The 1738-nt window shown below is 56.7% G+C and carries 3 protein-coding genes; 1 reads left to right on the top strand and 2 read right to left on the bottom strand.

What is annotated here, in order from left to right:
- Window positions 1-116: 116 nt before the first annotated feature.
- A complete protein-coding gene (locus ALO80_RS17115; protein ID WP_055009851.1) occupies window positions 117-344 on the top strand; it encodes a hypothetical protein in 228 nt (75 codons plus the stop codon).
- A gap of 61 nt (window positions 345-405) precedes the next feature.
- Here ALO80_RS17115 and ALO80_RS17110 read toward each other — a convergent pair whose 3' ends face one another.
- On the bottom strand, window positions 406-1218 hold the full coding sequence (locus ALO80_RS17110; RefSeq protein ID WP_055009850.1) for a YfdQ family protein: 813 nt from the start codon (window positions 1216-1218) through the stop codon (window positions 406-408).
- A 40-nt stretch (window positions 1219-1258) separates the two neighbouring features.
- Window positions 1259-1612, bottom strand: a complete 354-nt coding sequence (locus ALO80_RS17105; protein WP_016567829.1) for a hypothetical protein — start codon at window positions 1610-1612, stop codon at window positions 1259-1261.
- Between the last annotated feature and the right edge of the window lie 126 nt (window positions 1613-1738).

Raw genomic sequence — 1738 nt, 5'->3', positions numbered from 1 at the left:
TCTGGTGGAGCTGGCTCATATCGAATTCCAGGTAGGTGCCTCGCCGGTGTGGCGTGATTCATTGAAGTGGGGTATTACGGGTTACCGGCATTCGGCCGGATCAAGGGAGTGACAAATTGAAAAAGAGTGAATATTTTGCGGAATGCAACAGGCTTTCTGGCGTGATGGCCGAGAAAAACGAGGCGTTTGCCGATTTTGTTGCTGCTAATCCTGATCTATTGCTTCTCAACCCATCTGATGAATTGCTTGAGCAGTTCGATGAGCATCAGGCAGCGCTTTCTATATCGATTGGAAATTGGCAATCTTTTTGCGATCAGAACAGAAAGAGCATCCAAGCTGATTAGTTAAGACTTTTGTTCCGGAATCCCGCGCCGCAACATCAAGCTGTGGCGCGGTATTTCATCTTTAAGCAGCGAAACTACCCAGCGCCAGCTGAGCACCATCGCCCACCTTCGCTTCAAGCACCGACTTGAACTCTTGCGCAATCTCTTCGCGCTGCACGTCCTCGCCGACCCAACGCAGCTTCAACACTGGCTGTGCGCCGCTGGTGATGACCGAGATTCGCAGGATGATCTCGCGCATCTGAAGGCCTTCAAACGGCACGGCCGAGAAGATCAGCGACGTGGGCAGGGTTTCCTTGCTGATTGCCTCGATTGCATCCATTGCGCTGCGGCTGGCGCGTGTTTCGCTGACGGTGTGATCGCTTTCCGAAGATGCCTTGACCGTGATCGTGCGCACGGCGGCGATGGCTTTGGCCAGCGGGATATCCTTCAAGTCATCACCGACAGCCGACAGCGTGCTGTGCCAATCTTCAATCCAGTCGCTCATATCCTTCTGCGACATGGCCTTGCCACTGATGGCCTGCACGGCCTGATAGGCAGCGGTGGGCTTGAGCTTCAGCACAGCGCGGTCATCTGCGTGGCCTGGCACTTCCTCGTTGCCCAGGTTGAACAGCACCGAACAGGTCATTTCATCCTGATTGATGAAGCCTTTTGCGTCGGCGACTGCGCGGTCGGACACGTACTTGGCGAAGTCCGCCAGGGAGTTGGTGGAGAACGTGCCACGGAAGCGGCTGCGGCCTGCGCCGAATTGCTCAAGGTTCACGACCTTCGCGCCTTCCGGCAGCACGATGGTGGGCGTAACGGTGCCCAGCTCTTTGCCTTGGGCGATCAGCGCGTCATCGATGATCAGTTGAATTGCTTCTTTCGTGAGGGACATTTGTCAGGTCTCTGTAGGGAGGAAGGGTTGGTGCGATTGATCAGGTGCGAGGCTTGACTGGTGCTTGGTCGCGCTCGAATAGTTGGCCAGGGTGCGGAGCTTCAGCGAACAGAGTTACTTGGCCGCCGGTGCCGACGTTCATCGGGGTATCCAGCGCTGTGTTCTCACTCCGGGTGCCGCGCTTGGTCGGCACCTTGTAGTCGAGCTTGTGTTTGATCTTCACCATGTGGGAATCGCCGATCTGGCTCATGTCCAGGGTGATGACCAGCTTCCCGGCCTTGCCATGCTCGACAACGCCCGAGGCGACTTCGGAAATTGCGTAGCCGATCTGGCTGGCGAAGGCTCCGCCATTCAGCTCGTTCAGAAACTCGGTTGTATCGGTAGGTGTGGACATGGTGTTTTCTCCGGGGGCTTGATTCCACTGGGTGGGATGTTGAGTTGAAGAGGGCGGCGGCGATGGTTGGCGCGGGACTGCATGCGCCTCATTTCGGGCTTGGCCTTTGCAGCGGGTAGTCGATGT

The sequence above is a fragment of the Pseudomonas caricapapayae genome, assembly GCF_001400735.1.
Lineage (GTDB): Bacteria > Pseudomonadota > Gammaproteobacteria > Pseudomonadales > Pseudomonadaceae > Aquipseudomonas > Aquipseudomonas caricapapayae.
Note: the sequence above shows the minus strand (reverse complement) of the source record. Positions and strands in the feature narration are given on the sequence as shown.